This window comes from Bradyrhizobium sp. Mp27 (assembly GCF_029953005.1).
GTDB lineage: Bacteria > Pseudomonadota > Alphaproteobacteria > Rhizobiales > Xanthobacteraceae > Bradyrhizobium > Bradyrhizobium barranii.
The window spans coordinates 1-360 of record NZ_JASAUS010000689.1 but is presented as its reverse complement, the minus strand read 5'-3'; the positions used below and the strand labels follow the sequence as shown (position 1 = coordinate 360).

General features: G+C 53.9%; 1 protein-coding gene. It reads left to right on the top strand.

All coding sequences use genetic code 11. The features are described 5' to 3' along the window. A partial coding sequence (locus tag QJT78_RS52335) for a hypothetical protein (RefSeq protein ID WP_281460968.1) occupies positions 1-197 on the top strand: 197 nt, incomplete at its 5' end. Between the last annotated feature and the right edge of the window lie 163 nt (positions 198-360).

Genomic DNA, 360 nt, shown 5'->3' with positions numbered 1-360 from the left:
AGAATGCGTCCGGCGGCTCTTCTTCGTCATCTTCGCTCCTGATTCGCAGCAAGAATCCTCGCCGCTGTCAGGCAGAAAATCCACTCAAGCTACTGTCCGAATTTGCGGGGCAAGCTCTAAAGATCGACTTGGCCAAATCCAACCCCACCGTGATAATCTTCTCCATGGAACGGTCCTTTCTTTGTGGCGCCTATTAACGCGACCACGTTAGGCACTTTTGATGCCGGTTCGAAGGGCCGTTCCACACCATCACTTTTGATGCAGTTTGGGGGATGCGTGGCGCTTTGATTGGAGGAGAATCAACGCCATGCAGCAAGCACTCCACCGCTCCAGTCTGGTGCCGCGTGGGTTTGTTGTAGA